The 21,262-nt window shown below is 62.0% G+C and carries 14 protein-coding genes and 6 tRNA genes; 13 read left to right on the top strand and 7 right to left on the bottom strand.

Annotated elements, in window-relative coordinates; translation table 11 throughout:
* Window positions 1–8: 8 nt before the first annotated feature.
* Complete coding sequence (locus ACEUCR_RS13100) at window positions 9–1,610, top strand: BCCT family transporter (RefSeq protein WP_042002019.1); 1,602 nt, start codon at window positions 9–11, stop codon at window positions 1,608–1,610.
* A gap of 161 nt (window positions 1,611–1,771) precedes the next feature.
* Here the strand turns inward: ACEUCR_RS13100 and mutS are convergent, their stop codons facing one another.
* Window positions 1,772–4,351 carry a DNA mismatch repair protein MutS gene (gene mutS, locus ACEUCR_RS13095; RefSeq protein ID WP_408790682.1) on the bottom strand — a complete coding sequence of 860 codons (2,580 nt, stop codon included), beginning with the start codon at window positions 4,349–4,351 and terminating at the stop codon, window positions 1,772–1,774.
* Window positions 4,352–4,512: 161 nt separating this feature from the next.
* Between mutS and pncC the strand changes: the two genes are divergently transcribed.
* The 12 genes from pncC to ACEUCR_RS13035 all read left to right on the top strand — a co-directional run bounded on the left by pncC (window position 4,513) and on the right by ACEUCR_RS13035 (window position 12,641).
* Window positions 4,513–5,004 (top strand): nicotinamide-nucleotide amidase, encoded by a 492-nt coding sequence (pncC, locus tag ACEUCR_RS13090; RefSeq protein ID WP_392441529.1) that lies wholly within the window; start codon window positions 4,513–4,515, stop codon window positions 5,002–5,004.
* 76 nt (window positions 5,005–5,080) lie between these two features.
* Complete coding sequence (recA, locus tag ACEUCR_RS13085; protein ID WP_042002028.1) at window positions 5,081–6,145, top strand: recombinase RecA; 1,065 nt, start codon at window positions 5,081–5,083, stop codon at window positions 6,143–6,145.
* A 34-nt stretch (window positions 6,146–6,179) separates the two neighbouring features.
* The gene (locus ACEUCR_RS13080; protein WP_408790965.1) at window positions 6,180–6,671 is read left to right on the top strand and encodes a regulatory protein RecX; all 492 of its coding nucleotides are present in this window, start codon (window positions 6,180–6,182) and stop codon (window positions 6,669–6,671) included.
* A gap of 924 nt (window positions 6,672–7,595) precedes the next feature.
* Entirely contained in the window at window positions 7,596–10,220 is a 2,625-nt protein-coding gene (alaS, locus tag ACEUCR_RS13075) for an alanine--tRNA ligase (RefSeq protein WP_408790678.1), read from the top strand.
* Window positions 10,221–10,236: 16 nt separating this feature from the next.
* The gene (locus tag ACEUCR_RS13070) at window positions 10,237–11,484 is read left to right on the top strand and encodes an aspartate kinase (protein WP_408790675.1); all 1,248 of its coding nucleotides are present in this window, start codon (window positions 10,237–10,239) and stop codon (window positions 11,482–11,484) included.
* Window positions 11,485–11,577: 93 nt separating this feature from the next.
* On the top strand, window positions 11,578–11,766 hold the full coding sequence (csrA, locus tag ACEUCR_RS13065; RefSeq protein WP_005315760.1) for a carbon storage regulator CsrA: 189 nt from the start codon (window positions 11,578–11,580) through the stop codon (window positions 11,764–11,766).
* Window positions 11,767–11,980: 214 nt separating this feature from the next.
* Window positions 11,981–12,073: transfer RNA gene (locus ACEUCR_RS13060), tRNA-Ser, on the top strand.
* Window positions 12,074–12,077: 4 nt separating this feature from the next.
* Window positions 12,078–12,154, top strand: a tRNA-Arg gene (locus tag ACEUCR_RS13055).
* A gap of 98 nt (window positions 12,155–12,252) precedes the next feature.
* Window positions 12,253–12,329, top strand: a tRNA-Arg gene (locus tag ACEUCR_RS13050).
* Between the two features lie 24 nt (window positions 12,330–12,353).
* Window positions 12,354–12,430: transfer RNA gene (locus ACEUCR_RS13045), tRNA-Arg, on the top strand.
* 29 nt (window positions 12,431–12,459) lie between these two features.
* Window positions 12,460–12,536 (top strand) — tRNA-Arg (locus tag ACEUCR_RS13040).
* A 28-nt stretch (window positions 12,537–12,564) separates the two neighbouring features.
* Window positions 12,565–12,641 (top strand) — tRNA-Arg (locus tag ACEUCR_RS13035).
* Window positions 12,642–12,983: 342 nt separating this feature from the next.
* On the opposite strand, the gene pbpG is transcribed toward ACEUCR_RS13035, so the two are convergent.
* The 6 genes from pbpG to pepA all read right to left on the bottom strand — a co-directional run bounded on the left by pbpG (window position 12,984) and on the right by pepA (window position 21,107).
* The gene (gene pbpG / locus ACEUCR_RS13030; protein ID WP_374704020.1) at window positions 12,984–13,742 is read right to left on the bottom strand and encodes a D-alanyl-D-alanine endopeptidase; all 759 of its coding nucleotides are present in this window, start codon (window positions 13,740–13,742) and stop codon (window positions 12,984–12,986) included.
* A gap of 200 nt (window positions 13,743–13,942) precedes the next feature.
* On the bottom strand, window positions 13,943–14,614 hold the full coding sequence (locus ACEUCR_RS13025; RefSeq protein WP_408760318.1) for a DedA family protein: 672 nt from the start codon (window positions 14,612–14,614) through the stop codon (window positions 13,943–13,945).
* 5 nt (window positions 14,615–14,619) lie between these two features.
* The gene (locus ACEUCR_RS13020; protein ID WP_042002048.1) at window positions 14,620–15,924 is read right to left on the bottom strand and encodes a hemolysin family protein; all 1,305 of its coding nucleotides are present in this window, start codon (window positions 15,922–15,924) and stop codon (window positions 14,620–14,622) included.
* Between the two features lie 153 nt (window positions 15,925–16,077).
* On the bottom strand, window positions 16,078–18,930 hold the full coding sequence (locus ACEUCR_RS13015; protein ID WP_408790672.1) for a valine--tRNA ligase: 2,853 nt from the start codon (window positions 18,928–18,930) through the stop codon (window positions 16,078–16,080).
* A 53-nt stretch (window positions 18,931–18,983) separates the two neighbouring features.
* Window positions 18,984–19,436, bottom strand: a complete 453-nt coding sequence (locus ACEUCR_RS13010; RefSeq protein WP_408790669.1) for a DNA polymerase III subunit chi — start codon at window positions 19,434–19,436, stop codon at window positions 18,984–18,986.
* A 162-nt stretch (window positions 19,437–19,598) separates the two neighbouring features.
* Window positions 19,599–21,107, bottom strand: a complete 1,509-nt coding sequence (gene pepA / locus ACEUCR_RS13005; protein ID WP_042002056.1) for a leucyl aminopeptidase — start codon at window positions 21,105–21,107, stop codon at window positions 19,599–19,601.
* Window positions 21,108–21,262: the final 155 nt, after the last annotated feature.

The following is a 21,262-nucleotide window of genomic DNA, read 5'->3' as shown; positions in this document are numbered from 1 at the left end:
GAGGGTCAATGCGAGCGACCAAAGGCATATTCAAAGGGCTCAACCCCACCATGGCGACCACGGCACTGACCGTGATCACCCTGTTCCTGCTGTTCGGGGTATTTGATCCCGACACGGCGGCGTCCTGGTTCAGCGGGGCGAAGGACACCATCATTGCAAGCTTCAAATGGTACTACATCCTGGTGGTTGCCCTCTTCCTGTTCTTCGCCATCTATCTGATGTTCAGCCGCTTTGGCAGCATCCGGCTGGGGGATGACGATCAGGAGCCGGAATTTGGCTACTTCGCCTGGTTCTCCATGCTGTTCAGCGCCGGCATGGGCATTGGACTGGTGTTCTGGAGCATCGCCGAACCCATGTATCACCTGCAGGCGAACCCTTTCATCGAGCAGGGCATGACGTCGGAGGCGGCCCAGGTCGCCATGCGACTCACCTTCTACCACTGGGGTCTGCACCCCTGGGCCATCTATGTGATCGTCGGCCTGTCCCTGGCTTTCTTCAGCTATCGGCGCAAGTTGCCCCTGGCCATTCGCTCCGTGCTCTATCCCATACTGGGCGACAAGATCTATGGTGGCTGGGGCCATGCCGCCGATGTGCTGGCGGTGTTCGGTACCGTGTTCGGGGTGGCGACCTCCCTCGGTCTGGGTGTGGCCCAGATGAATACAGGTCTCAATCAGCTGATGGGGATGGAGGTCTCTCAGGCCAACCAGCTCTGGCTCATCGCCGGCATCAGCCTGATTGCGACCCTGTCCGCGGTCTCCGGTGTGGGACGAGGAGTCAAGATCCTCTCCGAGCTGAACATCTGGCTCAGTGCCTTGATCCTGCTGGTGTTCGTGGTGATGGGACCGACGACCTACATCCTCAACTCCTATGTGCAGAACATAGGGGATTACCTGCAAAACCTGGTCAAGCTGAGCTTCTGGACCAACACGGAAGCGAACGGCACCTCGGCCTGGCAATCCTCCTGGACTGCCTTCTACTGGGGCTGGTGGATAGCCTGGGCACCCTTCGTCGGCATGTTCATCGCCCGCATCTCCAAGGGGCGGACCATACGTGAGTTCGTCATGGGGGTGCTGCTGGTGCCGTCCCTGCTTGGCATGTTCTGGCTGACCGTATTCGGCGGCAGCGCCATCCACCTCGAGCTGTTTGGTGCCGGTGGCGTCACCGAGGCGGTGAACCAGGATGTGACCCAGGCGCTCTACAAGACGGTGGATATGCTCGACTGGGGCAGCATTGGTCTGATCGCCAAGGGGGTGCTGACCCTGCTGATCTGCACCTACTTCATCACCTCCTGTGACTCGGGCACGCTCGTGATCACGACGCTGCTCTCCATCGGCGAGAGTGAACCGCCGGTGCGCCACCGTGCCATCTGGGGTCTGGGTCAGGGGCTGGTCGCCGCCATCCTGCTGATATCGGGGGGCCTGGCCGCCCTGCAGGCCGCCAGCATCATAGCGGCGCTGCCCTTCTCGGTGATCATGCTGGCCATGTGCTACTCGCTGATCCTCGGCCTCAAGCAGGAGAGCCAGCGTCAGATGGTATATCGCCAGAATCTCAAGCGGCACGATGGCTCGGTTCACATCAGCCTCAAGGATCGCATCGGTCCGGGCACCTGATGGGCGTCTTGCCGGGCACGTCGCAATGAGAGAGGGGAACCCCAGGGTTCCCCTCTCTTTTTGCCCTGGCATTGGCGTCGACGTGCCCCGGCGCAGATCGACGGCAACAAGAAGGGAGCCAATGGCTCCCTCTTTTCCTTGCGGACCCTTTGCCCGCAGCGTCAGAGCAACTGCTTGAGGCGATAGAGCAGATCCAGCGCCTGGCGGGGGGTGAGCTCGTCCGGTCGCAGCGCCTCCAGCTCCTCCACCACGGGGTGGGGCTGGGGGGCCGGCGCGGGCTGCGCCTGGCGCTCGTCGCCGCTGGGGGCGGGGACGGCGCGCTCCAGCTCCGCCAGCTTGTGGCGTGCCTGATGGATCACCGACTTTGGCACTCCCGCCAGGGCGGCCACCTGCAGGCCGTAGGAGCGGCTGGCCGCCCCCTCCTGCACCGCGTGCATGAAGGCGATGGTGTCGCCGTGCTCCACCGCATCCAGATGGACGTTGGCGAGATTGGGCAGTAGCTCGGGCAGGCGGGTCAGCTCGAAGTAGTGGGTGGCAAACAGGGTGTAGGCGCCAATCTTGCTTGCCAGCTGTTCGGCGCAGGCCCAGGCCAGGGAGAGGCCGTCGTAGGTGCTGGTGCCGCGCCCTATCTCGTCCATCAGCACCAGGCTCTGGGCGGTGGCGTTGTTGAGGATGTTGGCGGTCTCCGTCATCTCCACCATGAAGGTGGATCTTCCCGAGGCCAGATCGTCCGATGCCCCGATCCTGGTGAAGATGCGATCGATGGGGCCGATGCGGGCGCTGTCGGCGGGCACATAGGCACCGATATGGGCCAGCAGCACGATGAGTGCCGTCTGGCGCATGTAGGTGGACTTACCCCCCATGTTGGGGCCCGTGATGATCAGCATCTGCCGCCCCTGCTTCAGGCTGACTGGGTTGGCGATGAAGGGATCCTTCATCACCTGCTCCACCACGGGGTGGCGCCCCCCTTCTATCAGGATCTGATCCTCGTCGGTCAGGGTGGGGCACTGGTAGTTGAGGGTCTCTGCCCGCTCCGCCAGGTTGGCCAGCACGTCCAGCTCCGCCAGGGCGGCAGCCGACTCCTGCAGTTCGGCCAGCTGGGGCAGCAGGGCATCGAGCAGCTCCTCGTACAAGCGCTTCTCCAGCGCCAGGGCCCGGCTCTGGGCGGTCAGTATCTTGTCTTCGTACTGCTTGAGCTCATCTATGATGTAGCGCTCGTTGTTCTTGAGGGTCTGACGGCGGATATAGTGGCTCGGCACCAGATGGCTGTTGGCCCGGCTCACCTCGATGAAGAAGCCATGGACCTTGTTGTAGCCCACCTTGAGGGTGTTGATGCCGGTCTCCTGCTTCTCCCGTTCCTCGATGCGGGCCAGTACGGCGGTAGCGCCGTCCGCCAGATCCCGTATCTCGTCGAGCTCGGCATTGAAACCGGCGCGGATGACGCCGCCATCGCGGATCAGCACAGGGGGCGTCTCCATGATGGCGCGCTCCAGCAGGTCCTGCAGCTCGGGGAAGGTGGCGGCCCGTTCCCTCAATCGCTGCACCGCCTCGTGTTCACTGCCCGCCAGCAGGGTCTGCAGGTGGGGCAGCTGGGCGAAGGCCTGGCGCAGCCGGGTCAGATCCCGGGGACGGGCGGAGCGCAGGGCGAGGCGGGCCAGCACCCGCTCCATGTCACCCACCTGGCGCAGCAGGGCCCCCAGCTCGTCATAGAGGTTCTGCTCTATCAGCTCGGAGATGGTGCTCTGGCGACCGCGCAGCAACACCCGATCGCGAATGGGCTGGTGCAACCAGCGCTTGAGCAAGCGGCTGCCCATGGGGGTCTGGGTGCGGTCCAGCACCTCGGCCAGGGTATTTTCGTAGCCGCCGGCCAGGTTCTGGGTCAGCTCCAGGTTGCGGCGGGTGGCGGCATCCATGATGACGGCGTGGTCCGGCTGATCCAGTCGCACCGAGCGAATGTGGGGCAGGGCGGTGCGCTGGGTGTCCTTGACGTACTGCATCAGGCAGCCGGCGGCGCACAGGGCTGTCTCGCTGCGCTCGACGCCAAAGCCCACCAGATCCTGGGTACCGAACTGCTGACAGAGCAGCTTGCGGGCCGTGCCCAGCTCAAATTCCCACTCGGGGCGGCGGCGCAGGCCGCGGCGGCCCGCGATATGGGTCATGAACTCGAAGGACTCAGGATAGAGCAACTCGGCCGGGTTGGTACGCTGCAACTCGGCGAGCAAGGTCTCTTCCTTCTCGAACTGATTGATGAAGAAACGGCCAGAACCTATGTCCAGGGTGCCGTAGCCGAACTGACGGCCATCGTGATAGACGGCGGCAATCAGGTTGTCCTGACGCTCGCTGAGCAGGGCCTCGTCGGAGACGGTCCCCGGCGTGACGATACGAATGACCTTGCGCTCCACCGGCCCCTTGCTGGTGGCCGGATCCCCCACCTGTTCGCAGATGGCGGCGGACTCCCCGAGCTGCACCAGCTTGGCGAGATAGCCCTCGATGGCATGATAGGGCACCCCCGCCATGGGAATGGGGGTGCCGGCGGACTGGCCGCGCTTGGTCAATGAGATGTCGAGCAGCTGCGCGGCCCGGCGGGCATCGTCATAAAACAGCTCATAAAAGTCCCCCATCCGATAGAACAGCAGTATCTCCGGGTTCTCGGCCTTGAGGGTAAGGTACTGCTGCATCATGGGCGTATGCTGGCTGAGGGCGGCGCTGGGCGCCCCTGTGTGGGCGGATAATGCGTTCATGTTCGATCCCGGATGGTGGCCGAGTGGCCGGTGCGATGAGTCGTTTTGGGGGGCATTTTACACGGAACGGGGCAGGGGGGGGAACCTGTCGGCCATGACCCGGACGGTTGCGGTCGCCCCGACGGGGATAGCATAATGGCCACTCGACCACGGGAGGTGCCATGACCCTTGATAGAGAGATAGCCAGCCTCGCCCAAGAGCTGGGCCAGGCCCTCACCGCCAGGGGCGGGCTGGCGACCACGGCAGAATCCTGCACCGGCGGCGGCGTCGCCTACGCCATCACTGAGGTGGCGGGCAGCTCGGCCTGGTTCGACCGCAGCTTCGTGACCTACAGCAACGAGGCCAAGCAGCAGATGCTGGGGGTGAGCGTCGACAGCCTGCTGCGCCACGGCGCCGTCAGCGAGACTGTGGTGCTGGAGATGGCGAGGGGAGCGCTGGCTCGCTCCGATGCCAGCATCAGCGTCGCCATCAGTGGCGTCGCCGGGCCGGGCGGGGGCAGCGATGACAAGCCGGTCGGCACCGTCTGGTTCGCCTGGGCCGAGCAGGGGGGGCGACAACGCTCGCTGCTCGCCCGTTTCGATGGGGATCGCCACCAGGTGCGACAACTGGCCATCAGACAGGCTTTGTCCGGTCTCCTCGCATTGCTCAAGTAAAAGGGCTTGATACTGTATGAATAGACAGTATACTTGACCCAACTTCACCTTATCACGATTTCCAGCGGAGATTGGCATGGATCAGAACAAGCAGAAGGCACTGGCGGCAGCGCTGGGTCAGATTGAGAAGCAGTTTGGTAAAGGCTCCATCATGCGTCTGGGCGACAGCAAGACCATGGACATAGAAGCCATCTCGACTGGCTCCCTCTCTCTGGACGTGGCGCTCGGCATCGGCGGTCTGCCTTGTGGCCGTGTGGTCGAAATCTACGGCCCGGAATCCTCGGGCAAGACCACGCTGACCCTGCAAGTCATCGCCGAGGCTCAGCGCAAAGGCAAGACCTGTGCTTTCGTCGATGCCGAACACGCCCTGGATCCCGTCTATGCCGCCAAGCTGGGGGTCAATGTCGACGATCTGCTGATCTCCCAGCCGGATACCGGCGAACAGGCGCTGGAGATCTGCGACATGCTGGTACGCTCCAACGCCGTGGACGTCATCATAGTCGACTCGGTGGCGGCCCTGACGCCGAAGGCGGAGATCGAAGGCGAGATGGGGGATTCCCATGTCGGCCTGCAGGCCCGTCTCATGTCCCAGGCGCTGCGCAAGCTGACCGCCAACATCAAGAACGCCAACTGCCTGTGCATCTTCATCAACCAGATCCGGATGAAGATCGGCGTCATGTTCGGCAGCCCCGAGACCACCACGGGTGGTAACGCCCTCAAGTTCTACGCCTCCGTGCGTCTGGATATCCGTCGCACCGGCGCCATCAAGGAAGGGGACGAAGTGGTCGGCAACGAGACCCGGGTCAAGGTGGTCAAGAACAAGGTGGCGCCCCCCTTCAAGCAGGCCGAATTCCAGATCTTCTACGGTGCCGGCATTTCCAAGGAGGGTGAGCTGGTGGATCTGGGCGTCAAACACAAGCTGATCGACAAGGCCGGTGCCTGGTACAGCTACAACGGCGAGAAGATCGGTCAGGGCAAGGCCAACGTCATGAAACTGTTTGCCGAGAACAAGGCGATGGCGGGGGAGATCGAAGCCAAGCTGCGTGAACTGCTGCTGACCAAGGGCGGCGCCCCGGACGAGAAGGTGGCTGTGGCCGCCATCGACGAGTTCGAGCCTGAAGATGAACAGGAATTTGAATAACAACAAGGCCGGGCTAACCCCCGGCTTTGTTGTTATGGAGGGGCAGGACGCACCGCCCGAGTTGACCTTCGAAGAGCGGTTCGCCGCCGCCCGTGCCTATGCCATGCGCAGCCTGGCCAGGCGCGAGAGCGCCGAGTCAGAGTTGCTGATGCGCCTGCGCAAGCAGGGCTATGATGAGGCGGTGAGTCAGGCCGTGCTCGATTATTGCCGCGACCATCACTGGGTATCCGACGAGCGTTACGGCGCCATGGCGGTACGGGCCGGGGCGGCCAAGGGTCATGGCCCGACCAGGATCCGCTTCGATCTGCGCCGCAAGGGGCTGAGCGATACCGAGCTGGATCTGGCATTCGCACAACCCGAGCTGGACTGGTTCGAGCTGGCGCTGACCCTGCTTGAGCGGCGCACCGATGGCTCCGCACTCAAGGAGTTCAAACCGCGCATGAAGTGGCTCAAGTTCCTGCTGGGGCGCGGTTTTAGCCAGGATCAGGCGCGTTATGCCATCGCCACCTTGCAGGAGCGAGCCTAGCAGGAAGATCAGCAAAGCTGACAGGCAGCCTCCTGGCGCACCTGGCTAGGGGCGCCGGATCCGTCTGTCAGGGGCGAAGGCCGGGCTCTAGGCTGGCCCGTGGCGCGCGGCTCGCTCGCCGTGCCCCCAAACCTGTCCTGTCGCTGCCAACGGGTTAGATCCCCTCAAGCTGGTTCACTTGTTGAATGGCCTGCGCTTGATTCCCTGAATAGCCCCTTCATCGACACCCTGTTCCTGCGCCTCGAGCACACTCCTGACTGTCTTGTCCTATCTCGACGAGCGGGCCCCATGTTGAATGCTCTGCGCTTGATTCCCTGAATAGCCCCTTCATCGACACCCTGTTCCTGCGCCTCGAGCATACTCCTGACCGTCTTGCCTATCTCGACGAGTGGGCCCCATGTTGAATGCTCTGCGCTTGATTTCCTGAGTGGCCTCTTCATCGACAACCGGTCCCAACATCTAAAGTTCGCTCTCTTGTCACCGGGTTCTGGATATGTCTCGTAAGGCTATCCCCTCGTTGGCCGCGTTTTCCCTCCTTGTGTCCTTTTCCTGGCAGTGCGCCACGGGCCGGATCTCCCTGGTTAGGTCTCTTCACCGCCATGCAAGCCGACCCCCTATGTGGAACGGATCGCGTTTCACTTCGTCGGCTCGGTTCTTGGCGGGAGGGGAGTGGCGCCATCGATGGCGATGCTCATGGCGATTTACCCCGTCTGGCATGGCGGCGTCATGGGCTGGCGGCGCTTGCATCCAGCCGTCGATGGCGTCTGGCCGCTGCCGCTCAGCCCATCAGCAACAGTGCGTTCCTGTGAGGTCACGCCACCCCGGCTTTTTCGGGGCCCCGTGGCCTGCGGGTTTTACTTTACTGCGCAGAAAACTTACATTAGGGCGATTAAAAGTCCGTATCCGAATCAAGCAGGATTTTCCATGTATATGTCCACGTCAGAGATCCGCAGCGCGTTTCTCGAGTACTTCCGCTCTCAGGGGCACCAGGTGGTGTCGTCCAGTTCACTGGTGCCGCACAACGATCCGACTCTGCTGTTCACCAACGCAGGGATGAACCAGTTCAAGGATGTCTTCCTCGGTGCCGACAAGCGTGCCTACAACCGGGCCACCAGCTCCCAGCGCTGCGTGCGTGCCGGCGGCAAGCACAATGACCTGGAAAACGTGGGCTATACCGCCCGTCACCACACCTTCTTCGAGATGCTGGGCAACTTCAGCTTCGGCGACTATTTCAAGCAGGATGCCATCCGCTTCGCCTGGGAATTCCTGACCGGAACCCTGAAGCTGCCCAAGGAGCGCCTGCTGGTCACCGTCTATGAGACAGATGACGAGGCATTCGACATCTGGGCCAAGGAGATCGGTGTCCCGACGGATCGCATCGTGCGCATCGGTGACAACAAGGGGGCGGCCTTCGCTTCCGATAACTTCTGGCAGATGGGCGATACAGGCCCCTGCGGCCCCTGCACCGAGATCTTCTACGACCATGGCGACCACATCTGGGGTGGCCCTCCCGGCTCACCGGAAGAGGATGGCGACCGTTTCATCGAGATCTGGAACGTGGTCTTCATGCAGTTCAATCGTCAGGCCGATGGCACCATGGAGCCGCTGCCTCGCCCGTCCGTGGATACCGGCATGGGGCTGGAGCGTATCTCCGCCATCATGCAGGGCGTGCACTCCAACTACGAGATCGACATCTTCCAGGCGCTGATCAAGAAGGCGGCCGAGATAGTGGGTTGCAGCGACCTGAACAACCAGTCCCTGCGAGTCATCGCCGACCACATCCGCTCCTGTGCCTTCCTGATTGCCGACGGCGTCATGCCCTCCAACGAGGGGCGTGGCTATGTGCTGCGTCGCATCATTCGTCGCGCCGTGCGTCACGGCCGCAAGCTGGGTGCCACCGAGGTCTTCTTCTACAAACTCGCTGCCGAGCTGTCGGTGCAGATGAAGGATGTGGCCGAAGAGCTTATCGCCCAGCTGCCCCTGGTCGAGCGCGTGCTGCGCATCGAGGAGGAGCAGTTCGTCCGCACCCTGGACAGGGGGCTGCTGCTGCTCGAAGACGTGCTGGCAAACCTGGGGGATGCCAAGGTCGTGCCGGGCGAGGTGGTCTTCAAGCTTTATGATACCTACGGCTTCCCGGCGGATTTGACCGCCGACGTGGTGCGCGATCGCGACATCGCCATCGACGAAGAGGGTTTCCACGCCGAGATGGCGAAGCAGCGCGCCCGTGCCAAGGAGGCGTCCAGCTTTGGCGTCAACTACAACGACGTGCTCAAGCTCGACTTCGAGACCCCCTTCACCGGCTACAAGACCCTGACCGAGCAGACCCGGGTGCTGGGCATCTACAAAGAGGGCGTTCAGGTGAGCGGCCTCATCGCCGGCGAAGAGGCCGTGGTGGTGCTGGAGCAGACCCCCTTCTACGCCGAGTCTGGCGGTCAGGTGGGCGATACCGGGATCATCCGGGTGGATGACGGCATCTTCGCCGTGACCGACACCCAGAAGGCGGGCAAGGCCATCGTCCACACGGGTTACCTGGAGCTGGGCACCCTGGAAGAGGGGGCCGCAGTCGTGGCCGAGGTCGATGGCGAACGCCGTCAGGCCGTGGCTCTCAACCACTCCGTCACCCACCTGTTGCACGCGGCCCTGCGTCAGGCGCTCGGTGATCACGTGACCCAGAAAGGCTCTCTGGTGGGCGCCGAGCGTCTGCGCTTTGACTTCTCCCACTTCGAGGGGCTGACCATGGCGACCATTCGCCGGGTCGAAGAGCTGGTGAACGCCCAGATCCGCGCCAACCACGAGGTCGCCACCCAGGTGATGGATCTGGAAGCGGCCAAGGCGGCCGGCGCCATGGCGCTGTTTGGCGAGAAATACGAAGACGACGTGCGTGTCGTACGCATGGGTGACTACTCCACCGAGCTGTGCGGCGGAACCCACGCCAGGCGCACCGGCGATATCGGCTTCTTCAAGATCATCGCCGAGAGTGGCATCGCCGCTGGCGTGCGCCGCATCGAAGCGGTGACCGGCAAGGGCGCCATCGACTTCATGCACCAGATAGGTGAGCAAATCGAGGAAGCCGCGGCCCTGGTGAAGGGGGATCAATTCTCCATCGCCGATAAAGTGCGTCAGATGATGGACAAGGCCAAGATGATGGAGCGCGAGCTGGAGCAGCTCAAGGCCAAGCTGGCCGCGCAGGCCGGTAACGATTTGCTGGGCCAGGTGATCGAGATCAATGGCCAGAAGGTGCTGGTAGCGGCACTGGAAGGGGCAGATCCCAAATCCCTGCGCGGCATGCTGGACGAGCTGAAGAATCAGATGAAGTCCGGTGTCGTGCTGCTGGCGACCAGCGGTGAGGGCAAGGTCAATCTGATCGCCGGTGTGACCAATGACCTGACCGGCAAGGTCAAAGCCGGCGAGCTGGTCAACCTGGTGGCCCAGCAGGTGGGCGGCAAGGGCGGTGGTCGTCCGGACATGGCACAGGCGGGGGGCACCCAGCCAGAGGCCGTGCCTGCGGCACTGCAATCCGTTCACTCCTGGCTGGAAGAGCGCCTGTAATCGGGCGAGGTGATCTGTGGCACTCTATGTACAGAAATTTGGCGGTACATCGGTCGGCTCCCTGGAGCGGATCGAGGCGGTCGCCGAGCGGGTCGCTCAGACCAGGGCCCAGGGCCATGATGTGGTGGTGGTGGTCTCCGCCATGTCGGGGGAAACCAACCGCTTGCTGGGCATGGCCCAGCAGCTGGACCCCGATGCCAATCGGCGCGAGATGGATGTGCTGGTCTCCACCGGCGAGCAGGTCACCATTGCCCTGCTGGCCATCGCCTTGACCCGTCGGGACTGTCCGGCGGTCTCCATGACCGGGGATCAGGTGCGTATCCACACCGACTCCGCCCATGGCAAGGCCAGGATCACCCACATAGACACGGCCTCGCTTCGCTCCGAGCTGGGTGCGGGCAAGGTGGTGGTGGTGGCCGGATTCCAGGGGCGTGATGAGCACAATGCCATCACTACCCTGGGCCGGGGTGGCTCAGATACCACTGCGGTGGCGATCGCGGCGGCACTCGAGGCAGACGAATGCCAGATATTCACCGACGTGGATGGGGTCTATACCACGGATCCGCGCATCGAGCCCAAGGCCCGTCGCCTCGCTACCATCACCTTCGAGGAGATGCTGGAGATGGCGAGCCTGGGGGCCAAGGTGCTGCAGATCCGTTCGGTGGAATTTGCGGGCAAGTACCGGGTGCCGCTAAGGGTGCTGTCGAGCTTCATCGATGGCGAGGGAACCTTAATCACATATGGAGGTGAGAGGATGGAAGCTCCCCTGGTATCGGGCATAGCGTTCAATCGCAACGAGGCCAGCCTGACCATACTCGGTGTGCCGGACAGGCCCACGGTCGCGGCCCAGATCCTGGGTCCCATCAGCGATGCCAATATCGACGTGGACATGATTGTTCAGAATACGTTGGGGGATGGCAGTGCAGATTTTACCTTCACGGTGAATCGCGATGACTACCGACGGGCCCGCGCCCTGCTGGAGCAGACCGCCAGCGACCTGGGGGCGGCCTGTGTGCAGGGCAATGGTGAGATAGCCAAGGTTTCCATCGTCGGGGTGGGGATGTGGAATCACCCCGGTGTGGCCCGCACCATGTTCAAGGTACTGGGTGAGGAGGGGATCAACATGCAGTTGATTTCCACCTCCGAAATCAAGATATCCGTGGTGATTGACGAGAAGTATCTGGAGCTGGCGGTACGGTCCCTGCATGGCGCCTTTGGGCTGGATCAGGCGCCGAGCGAACAGCCGCTGGGCAACAATCCCTGATTGATTTAGTTTCAACCATTTACCATATCGATATCTTTGTAAGATAATGTCCCATGTCGATATGAATACAAAACAGGATACAGGAGCAAGCGAATGCTTATTTTGACTCGTCGTGTAGGGGAAACCCTGATGATTGGTGACGAAGTGACTGTCACCGTACTGGGCGTGAAAGGCAACCAGGTACGCATCGGTGTGAACGCACCGAAAGAGGTTTCCGTACACCGCGAAGAGATCTACATGCGGATACAGGCCGAGAAAGTACCGGGCCAGCCGAATTTCTAAGCCGCTTTTCATAGCAGCGTTCAGGCGACACCTTCCCGTGTCGCCTTTTGTTTTTCTGGGGGCTCAGAACGCTTTGCAAGGCAGCAAACTGCGGGATAAGTATCGATTTTGTTTGAATATTCCACGCTTTGGCCAAATGCTGAGCGAACACGCTTTTTTCTACAAAAAAGTGTTTGACTAAAAATCCCTGTGAAGTATTATCAGCCCCGCAAACGGAGAGGTGGCCGAGAGGCTGAAGGCGCTCCCCTGCTAAGGGAGTATGCGGCTTATACCCGCATCGGGGGTTCGAATCCCCCCTTCTCCGCCATTTTGCGCCCGTAGCTCAGCTGGATAGAGTACCTGGCTACGAACCAGGTGGTCAGAGGTTCGAATCCTCTCGGGCGCACCATATTACGACTCGAAAGGGTCATGTGTTGACCATCAGCAAGTCGACACGATAGAAAAGGCTTACTGATGAGTAAGCTTTTTTTATCGCTTTAAATCAGGGCGCCCGTAGCTCAGCTGGATAGAGTACCTGGCTACGAACCAGGTGGTCGGAGGTTCGAATCCTCCCGGGCGCACCATTTAACGCAACACAGATTTCATGAGCGCCCGTAGCTCAGCTGGATAGAGTACCTGGCTACGAACCAGGTGGTCAGAGGTTCGAATCCTCTCGGGCGCACCATTTTGAAAGCAGTACACAAAAGTTTGTGAGCGCCCGTAGCTCAGCTGGATAGAGTACCTGGCTACGAACCAGGTGGTCGGAGGTTCGAATCCTCCCGGGCGCACCATTTTGAAAGCAGTAGCAAAAGTTGATGAGCGCCCGTAGCTCAGCTGGATAGAGTACCTGGCTACGAACCAGGTGGTCGGAGGTTCGAATCCTCCCGGGCGCACCATACAGACAGCCTCGACCTCGGTCGGGGCTGTTTTTTTATGTGCGTGAGGCTGCGCTCTGTCGCCGCACAGCACGCACCGGCCATGCAGCTTCGCCTGCCCTCTCGCCCTGTTATGGCGTTTCGCCTTCTCTCCTGTCGCTTCGTCCATCCTTGGCCATGTCCTTGCCAGCAGGCACGGCTGTCCTTGTGCCTGGCAAGGTCGCCTCACCATGGTCTCCAGGCATCCTCCTCGCCCGTCGAGCTATCATCTCCCTTGCCCAGGTGGCTCGGTGTGACTGAGTACGCTGTGCGGGCAATAAAAAAGGATGCCGCAGCATCCTTTCTCCTTCCTTTGTTCACGTCTCAGCTCTTGAGCCACTTGCGAATGCGGTTGGCATCACCGATGGGGGTGCGCTTGCCGAAGGAGTTGAGCAAGACGATGGCCAGCTCCTGGCGGTCCGGTTTGGCGCGCATCAGCAGGCAGCGTCCCGCTTCGTTGGTAAAGCCGGTCTTGGAGAGGCGTACATTCCAGTCCGGGTTCTTGACCAGGGGGTTGGTGTTGTTGAAATGGAGGCTGTAGTCCGGGGTGCGAAAGCGCATCTCCTCATCGCCGTCCTGGGTGAACTGGCGGATCAGTGGCTGGCGATAGGCTGCCGAGAGGAGCCTGGCCAGATCCTGGGCGGTGGAGACATTGCTGCTGGAGAGGCCGGTGGCATCATGGAAGCGGCTGTTGCGCATGCCCAGTTGTCTGGCCTTGTGGTTCATGGCACGAATGAAGGCAGCGCGCCCCCCTGGGTAGTGGCGGGCAAGCGCCGAGGCCATGCGATTCTCCGAAGACATCAGCGCCAGGTGCAAAGCATCGCGGCGGCTGATCCTGGTGCCCATGCGTATCCGGGAGTAGGTGTGCTTGATGGTATCGCGATCATGGCCATCCACGGTGAGGATCTGGTCGAGATCCTGCCTGGCATCGAGCACCACCAGCGCCGTCATCAGCTTGGTGAGGGAGGCGATGGGGCGTCGGCTGGCGGCATTCTTCTGGTAGAGCGTCTTGCCGCTATTCACGTCCAGCACCAGGGCGCTGCTCGAGCGCAGCTGCAGCTTGGCCGGGTTGGGCGCTGCCATGGCCTGGCCGGGCAGAAACAGGCCAGCCAATGTACTCAACAGCGCCAAGGCGCGGATCTGACCCCTCATACAACACTCCATCCAACACGAGAAAAAAGGCGGTAGATTCACGCATTTTTGCCCCGGCTTTACAAGGGGAGCCGCGGCTATTTTATTAATGAGCGTGATTAAAAAAGGCCATGTCACCATGGCCTCTTCGCTTACTGTGGCAGGCGCCCCGGCGCCCGCTTGCGCCGCAGCAGGGTGCGCCAGAGCAGGGCCAGCAGACCGGCGGCGAGCAGCACCAGCGGCAGGTAGAGGATGATGCTGAGGAACTGGGTCTCGTACTGGGCCGCCAGCCTGGTGTGGCTCAGGTAGTAGCCCAGGCTGACCAGGGGGCTGACCCAGAGAATGGAGCTGACGAGATTCACCATCAGAAAACGCCCCTGGGGGATCTCGGTGGCCCCGACGATATAGGGGTAGACGGTGCGCACGAAGGCGATGTAGCGCGCCGTGATCAGGGTCAGGATGCCGTACTTGTCCAGCAGGTAAAACACCTTCTGCTTGTGCTTCTCGTCCATGTGGGACATCAGGCGATGGTAGGTGCGGGTGTGGCCGAGCAGGCGGCCCTGCATGTAACCAAGCCAGGTGCCGACGAAGGTGGCCAGGATCAGCAGGGGAACCACCCAGAGGGAGAGTACCTCCTGATAGATGAGTACCCCCGTCAGCAGCAACAGGCTGTCACCTGGCAGAAATGCCGTGGGGATGAAGCCATTCTCCAGTACCAGAAACGTCAGCAGCACACCGCAGACCATGAACGCCATCTTGGGATCGGACAAGGTCACCAGATCATGGTGCATGAAGGCGTGTGCCAGTTGATAGAAGTCTTCCATCGCGTTTACTCCGCGGCTTGCGCCGTCTGCTCGGGTACGGGCGTCGCCAGCACCTTGTCGATACGCAGACCATCCATGTCGACGATTTCCAATTGCCACTGGGCCAGGGCAACCTGATCCCCGGTCTGGGGCATGCGCCCCAGCAGCATCATGATGAGGCCGCCCAGGGTGTGATAGTGATGTTCCTCCTCTTCCGGCAGCCGGTTGAGCCCCAGGCAATCCTTCAGCTCGGGCAGGGGGATGAGGCCGTCGAGCAGCAGGCTGCCGTCGGCGCGCTGGTAGACCCAGTGATCCTGGGCCTCCCCTTGTTGAAAGTCACCGGCCAGGGCTTCCAGCAGATCCTGCTGGGTGACCAGCCCCTGCAACTCGCCATACTCATCCACCACCAGCACCATGTGTTCGGCATGACTGCGAAAATGGTTGAGCAGCTCCAGGCCGTTGAGGGTCTCAGGCAGCAGGCTGCCATCCTGGGTGAGGGCCGCCAGATTGATGTCCTCGCCGCGCACATAGGCGTGCAGAACCTTGTTGACGTTGAGTATGCCCACCAGGTTGGAGAGGCTGCCGTCGCAGACCGGGAAGAAGCTGTGACCATACTCCACCATGCGCATCAGGTTGACCTCGGTGGGTTGGGCCAGATCCAGATAGCGGATGTCGCTGCGGGGCACCATCATGGACTCGAGGCGGCGTTCGTCGAGGCGAAACACGTTGCGCAGCATGGTGCGCTCATGGTCCTCGATGACCCCGGCCTGGGAGCCCTCCTCCAGCATGGCGTGGATCTCCTCCTGGGTCAGTTGATGGCTGTTCTCCTGGCTGACCCGCAGCAGCCGCAGGCAGCCATGGGTCGAGGCGGAGAGCAGCCAGACGAAGGGGCGGGTCAGGGTCGCCAGCCAGAGCATGGGGCGAGCCACCAGGCAGGCGATGCGTTCCGGACTGATCTGGCCGAGACGTTTGGGCACCAGTTCGCCGACAACGATGGAGAGATAGGTGACGCTGACCACCACCAGTACGGTGGCGAGCAGGCTGCTGCCGCTGGCGCTCAGCCCCCACTCCTGCAACCAGAGGGCGAAGGGCTTGGCCAGCACGGATTCACCATAGATGCCGTTGAGCAGGCCTATGCTGGTGATGCCTATCTGCACCGCAGAGAGAAAATGGGTGGGGTCCTCGGCCAGACGCAGGGCGATGGCGGCCGATCCTGAGCCCTCGGCGGCGAGTTTGCCGAGCCGCGCCTTGCGGGCCGTGACGATGGCGATTTCAGACATGGCAAAAATGCCGTTCAGTACGATCAATCCAATCAGGATCAACATTTCCATACAGGAAGCTAACTCCACGGGGTGAATACTGCGGCAGTGTAATGAATTTGACGAGGCCGCGCTTGTAAAACTCATGGTGGAGCGTCGGCGCGGCGGCAAGGGGATACAAAAAAGCCCCCTGCTGACAGGGGGCTCTTGGGAGGGACGTGACCCTTACAGGGCGGCGATCTCGGCCTGCTGGGCCTCGAGTTTCACCAGCTGGTGACGGTAATCTTCCAGCTTCTCGCGCTCCTTGGCGATGACGGCTTCCGGCGCCTTGGCCACGAAAGCCTCGTTGCCAAGCTTGCCTTCGATACGGCCGCACTCACCGACCAGACGGGCCACTTCTTTGGCCAGACGGGCCAGCTCGGCCTCCTTGTCGATGAGACCGGCCATGGGGATCATCAGCTCTGTGTTGCCGATCAGTTTCTTGACCGATAGGGGGGCGACTTCACCTTCGCCAAGCACGCGGATGGATTCCAGACGGGCCAGGGACTTGAGGAAGGCCTCGTTGTCGGTGGCCCGCTGGGCGTCCTTGCCATCGCACTTGAGCAGCACGTTGAGGGGCACGCTCGGCGCCACGTTCATCTCGGCGCGGATGTTGCGGATGCTGACGATGAACTCCTTCACCCACTCACTATCCGCCATGGCGGTTTCGTCTACCTTGGCGGCATCGAACTCGGGGAAGGCCTGCACCATGATGGTGTCGGCGTGCACACCGGTCAGCGGCGCCACCGATTTCCAGATGGTCTCGGTGATGAAGGGGATGATGGGATGTGCCAGACGCAGCAGGGTCTCCAGCACGGTCACCAGCGTGTGACGGGTGGCGCGCTGCTCGGCGTCCGAGCCCTTGCCCAGCACCGGCTTGGTCAGCTCCAGATACCAGTCGCAGAACTGGTTCCAGATAAATTCGTACAGCACGCCTGCGGCGATATCGAAGCGATAGGTATCGAGGGCGGTGCGGAAGTCACGGATGGCAACTTGCAGCTGGGACTGGATCCAGCGATCCGCCAGGCTGAACTGCATTTCGCCGCCGTTAAGGCCGCAATCCTGATCCTCGGTGTTCATCAGCACGTAGCGGGAGGCGTTCCACAGCTTGTTGCAGAAGTTGTTGTAGCCGTCCAGGCGCTTCATGTCCCAGTTGATGTCACGACCGGTAGAGGCCAGCGCCGCCAGGGTGAAGCGCAGGGCGTCGGTGCCGTGGGCCTCGATCCCTTCCGGGAACTGCTTGGCGGTACGCTTGCCGATCTTCTCGGCCATCTGCGGCTGCATCATGTTGCCGGTGCGTTTCTCCAGCAGATCTTCCAGGGAGATGCCGTCGATCATGTCGAGGGGGTCCAGCACGTTGCCCTTGGACTTGGACATCTTCTGCCCTTCTTCGTCACGGATGAGCCCCGTGATGTAGACGGTCTTGAACGGAACTTGCGGCTGGCCGTTCTCGTCCTTGATGAAGTGCATGGTCATCATGATCATCCGGGCAATCCAGAAGAAGATGATGTCGAAGCCGCTCATCAGTACGTCGGTGGGGTGGAAGGTCTTGAGCGCCTCTGTGTTGTTCGGCCAGCCCAGGGTGGAGAAGGTCCACAGGGCGGAGCTGAACCAGGTGTCGAGCACATCTTCGTCCTGACGCAGCACGGTCACGGACGGAATATTGTGCTTGGCGCGCACCTCGGCTTCATCACGGCCCACGTAGACCTTGCCGGCCTCGTCATACCAGGCCGGGATGCGGTGACCCCACCACAGCTGACGGGAGACGCACCAGTCCTGAATGTCGCGCATCCAGGAGAAGTACATGTTTTCGTACTGCTTGGGCACGAACTGGATGCGGCCATCTTCCACCGCCTCGATGGCGGTCTTGGCCATGGGGGCCACGCGCACGTACCACTGGTCGGTCAGCATGGGCTCGATGGGGACGCCGCCGCGATCGCCGTAGGGCTGCTGCAGCACGTGATCCTTGATTTCGGCCAGCAGGCCCAGCTCGTTCAGCCTGGCGACGATGGCCTTGCGAGCGGCGAAGCGCTCCATGCCGGCGAACTCGGTCGGCAGGGCGGCGTCATAGGCGGTGCTGGGGTTGCCGTTGGCATCGACCACTTCGGCCTCGGCACGCACGTGAGCGTCCAGGGTGAAGATGTTGATCATCGGCAGGTTGTGGCGCTTGCCCACTTCGTTGTCGTTGAAGTCGTGGGCCGGGGTGATCTTCACGCAGCCGGTGCCCTTCTCCATGTCGGCGTGCTCGTCGGCGACGATGGGGATCAGACGGTTCACCAGCGGCAGCAGTATGTGCTGGCCGATCAGTGCCTTGTAGCGCGGGTCTTCCGGGTTCACGGCCACGGCGGTATCGCCCAGCATGGTCTCCGGACGAGTGGTGGCGACGATCAGGTGATCCTGGCCATCGCTGGTCTTGGCGCCGTTGGCCAGGGGGTAGCGAAGGTGCCACATGTGGCCCTTGATCTCGCGGTTTTCCACTTCCAGATCGGAGATGGCGGTGTTGAGCTTGGGATCCCAGTTCACCAGACGCTTGCCGCGATACATGAGGCCATCTTCGTAGAGACGCACGAACACTTCCTGGACGGCGTCGGAGAGGCCCTCATCCATGGTGAAGCGCTCGCGCTCCCAGTCCACGGAGTCGCCGAGGCGGCGCATCTGGCGGGTGATGGTGCCGCCGGACTCTTCCTTCCACTGCCAGATCTTGTCGATGAAGGCGTCACGGCCGTAGTCGTGACGGGTCTTGCCCTCTTCGGCGGCGATCTTGCGCTCCACCACCATCTGGGTGGCGATGCCGGCGTGGTCGGTGCCCGCCTGCCACAGGGTGTTCTTGCCCTGCATGCGGTTGTAGCGGATCAGGGTGTCCATCAGGGTCTGCTGGAAGGCGTGACCCATGTGCAGGCTGCCGGTGACGTTCGGCGGCGGGATCATGATGCAGAAGGAGTCTTTGCTGGTGTCGCCGTGGGGCTTGAAGTAGCCCTGAGATTCCCAGTGCTGGTAGAGCGCCTGTTCGATGGCGTTGTGATTAAAAGTCTTTTCCATGGTCTCGCCGTAATCTGGATGGATGGATTCTGGTGCTGGATCTCGCGGGGCAGTCAGGGCTGCGCCGGATCCGGGGGAGCAACGGGCTGATCCCTCATCTCGAGGGTATGGCCTGCCTGGCGATAGTGCTTGTAGCGCTCGCGGGCTTGCTGCTTCTGCGTTTCGTCAGTGGGGACAAAATCTACCACTTGAGCGAAGTGTCCTGCAAACAAAGGTGTCTGCCGGGCCAGGTTGATGAGGCGGGCATAGCGCCGCTTCGGTGGCTGATGGCCTATCTCCACCGGAGCCTGACCGCTCTCCCCCTGCAACTGGTGCGGCACGAAGCGATCCGGCGGCAGTTGCCACAACAGCTCGTCCAGGCGCAGGGCCTGGGCCTCGTCGTCGCACAGCAGGTAGATATGGCCCGCGCTCCAGCCATCGGCCGCAAGCTGGCAGGCGAGGCGTTCGACCGCAGACGCCTGAGCGTCGTCGGGCGCACTCATCAGGTAAAAGGTCACTTGGCTCATCAGCTTGGTCCCGTTTGGCTGTGACGGACGCTTGACCGCCGTGAGGGTCGACCGCGGGTATGCCTGCCGACGCTCAATGAAACAAGGAAGAGGCGAGCCTCTTCCTTGTGGTACTGGGCAACTCCCTGGCTTCCGACGCATTCATCGGAAGGGGTAGGGGAGTTACTCCTTCTCTTCGATATCGACGCCGGCCCGGTTGAGCAGGAACTGGGTCAGCAGGGGCACGGGGCGCCCAGTGGCGCCCTTGTCCTTGCCACTCTTCCAGGCCGTGCCGGCCACATCCAGGTGGGCCCAGTTGTACTTCTTGGTGAAGCGTGACAGGAAGGCGGCAGCCGTGATGGTGCCGGCCGGACGGCCCCCTATGTTGGCCATGTCGGCAAACGGGCTCTCCAGCTGTTCCTGGTATTCGTCGAACAGCGGCAGGCGCCAGGCGCGATCGCCCGCCTGCTCGGAGGCCCCCAGCAGCTCATGGGCCAGCGGGTTGTGGTTGGCCAGCAGGCCCGAGGTGTGGTGGCCCAGGGCGATGATGCAGGCACCGGTCAGGGTGGCCACGTCGATGACCGTATCCGGGTCGAATCTGTCCACATAGGTGAGGGCATCGCACAGCACCAGGCGACCTTCCGCGTCGGTGTTGAGCACTTCGATGGTCTGGCCGGACATGGAGGTAAGGATGTCCCCCGGGCGATAGGCATTGCCGCCCGGCATGTTCTCGCAGCCCGCCAGCACGCCGATGACGTTGATGGGCAGCTGCAGTTCGGCCAGGGCGTGCATGGTGCCGAGCACGGAGGCGGCGCCGCCCATATCGTATTTCATCTCGTCCATGCCGTCCGCCGGCTTGATGGAGATGCCGCCGGAATCGAAGGTCAGCCCCTTGCCCACCAGCACGATGGGCTTGGCCTCGGGATGACCCTTGTATTCGATGATGGCCATCATGGCTTCGTTCTCGGAGCCGCGGGCCACCGCCAGATAGGAGTTCATGCCGAGCTCGGCCATCTCCTGCTCACCCACCACCTTGGTGGTGATGTTGTCGAAGGCATCGGCCAGACGACGGGCCTGGGAGGCGAGATAGGCGGGGTTGCAGACGTTGGGCGGCATGTTGGCCACGTCGCGACAGACGCGCACCCCTTTCGCCACAGCCAGGCCGTGGGCGATGGCTTTCTCGCCTATGGTCAGTTCCCGACGCGTCGGCACGTTGAACACCAGCTTGCGCAGGGGGCGGCGTGGCTCGGCCTTGTTGGTCTTGAACTGATCGAAACTGTAGAGGCCCGCCTTGGTGCTCTCCACCGCCTGACGCACCTTCCAGTAGGTGTCCCGACCCTTGACGTGCAACTCGGTCAGGAAGCAGACAGCCTCCATGGAGCCGGTTTCGTTCAGGGTGGTGATGGTCTTGTTGATGATCTGCTTGTATTGGCGTTCGTCGAGCTCCCGCTCCTTGCCGCAGCCCACCAGCAGTACCCGTTCGCTCAGTACGCCCGGTACTTGATGGAGCAGCAGCATCTGGCCTGGTTTCCCTTCCAGGTCACCACGGCGCAGCAGCGAGCTCAGGTAGCCATCGCTGATCTTGTCCAGTTGTTCGGCCACCGGAGAGAGGCGGCGGGGTTCAAACACACCGACCACGACGCAGGCACTGCGCTGCTTCTCAGGACTGCCACTCTTTACACTGAACTCCATGGAATCTCCTACATCCTAAAGACAAAAGGCACCTTTTATTGAATAATGCAGTGCTTGTTGGGTATCAGAGGCGGAGCGAACAGCCACAGGCTCCGCAGTTCAAACTGGTAAAAATCCAATATAGGGCCCTATTTTTCAGGCATTCGACTAAAAAC

Source organism: Aeromonas bivalvium, from assembly GCF_046078285.1.
Lineage (GTDB): Bacteria > Pseudomonadota > Gammaproteobacteria > Enterobacterales > Aeromonadaceae > Aeromonas > Aeromonas bivalvium.
This window is presented reverse-complemented; position numbering and strand designations above follow the sequence as displayed.

Bases quoted from the DNA above. Each gene is read 5' to 3' on its own strand.
- mutS (WP_408790682.1), bottom strand. From the start codon at position 4,351: ATGAACGCATTATCCGCCCACACAGGGGCGCCCAGCGCCGCCCTCAGC.
- pncC (WP_392441529.1), top strand. From the start codon at position 4,513: ATGACCCTTGATAGAGAGATAGCCAGCCTCGCCCAAGAGCTGGGCCAG.
- pepA (WP_042002056.1), bottom strand. From the start codon at position 21,107: ATGGAGTTCAGTGTAAAGAGTGGCAGTCCTGAGAAGCAGCGCAGTGCC.
- csrA (WP_005315760.1), top strand. From the start codon at position 11,578: ATGCTTATTTTGACTCGTCGTGTAGGGGAAACCCTGATGATTGGTGAC.
- pbpG (WP_374704020.1), bottom strand. From the start codon at position 13,742: ATGGCAGCGCCCAACCCGGCCAAGCTGCAGCTGCGCTCGAGCAGCGCC.
- ACEUCR_RS13015 (WP_408790672.1), bottom strand. From the start codon at position 18,930: ATGGAAAAGACTTTTAATCACAACGCCATCGAACAGGCGCTCTACCAG.
- recA (WP_042002028.1), top strand. From the start codon at position 5,081: ATGGATCAGAACAAGCAGAAGGCACTGGCGGCAGCGCTGGGTCAGATT.
- ACEUCR_RS13100 (WP_042002019.1), top strand. From the start codon at position 9: ATGCGAGCGACCAAAGGCATATTCAAAGGGCTCAACCCCACCATGGCG.
- alaS (WP_408790678.1), top strand. From the start codon at position 7,596: ATGTATATGTCCACGTCAGAGATCCGCAGCGCGTTTCTCGAGTACTTC.
- ACEUCR_RS13025 (WP_408760318.1), bottom strand. From the start codon at position 14,614: ATGGAAGACTTCTATCAACTGGCACACGCCTTCATGCACCATGATCTG.
- ACEUCR_RS13080 (WP_408790965.1), top strand. From the start codon at position 6,180: ATGGAGGGGCAGGACGCACCGCCCGAGTTGACCTTCGAAGAGCGGTTC.
- ACEUCR_RS13010 (WP_408790669.1), bottom strand. From the start codon at position 19,436: ATGAGCCAAGTGACCTTTTACCTGATGAGTGCGCCCGACGACGCTCAG.
- ACEUCR_RS13020 (WP_042002048.1), bottom strand. From the start codon at position 15,924: ATGGAAATGTTGATCCTGATTGGATTGATCGTACTGAACGGCATTTTT.